At 61.0% G+C, this 287-nt stretch carries 1 protein-coding gene; it reads right to left on the bottom strand.

Annotation, left to right across the window (positions count from 1 at the left end):
• Positions 1–287 (bottom strand): AAA family ATPase (locus tag GV790_RS29945; protein WP_163818171.1); only part of this gene is annotated, 287 nt, incomplete at both ends.

Genomic DNA, 287 nt, shown 5'->3' with positions numbered 1-287 from the left:
CTCGGTGGTGCGGAATCGGACGATCTCGGCCTCGCTGCGCTTGCTGGTGACCACCGGGATACGCACGAAGTTGAACCGCCGTTTGAGCGCCGAGGACAGGTCGTTGACACCGCGGTCGCGGCTGTTGGCGGTAGCGATGATGGAGAAACCCGGCTGAGCGAAAACGATATTGTCGTCGTCGAGTTCGGGAATCGAGACGTATTTCTCCGACAGGATGGAGATCAACGCGTCCTGCACATCGCTGGTGGAGCGGGTCAACTCCTCGAAGCGGCCGATGGTGCCCTGTT

Origin of the sequence: Nocardia cyriacigeorgica (assembly GCF_010858045.1) — a bacterium.
In the GTDB taxonomy this organism is placed as follows: domain Bacteria; phylum Actinomycetota; class Actinomycetes; order Mycobacteriales; family Mycobacteriaceae; genus Nocardia; species Nocardia cyriacigeorgica_E.
Note: the sequence above shows the minus strand (reverse complement) of the source record. Positions and strands in the feature narration are given on the sequence as shown.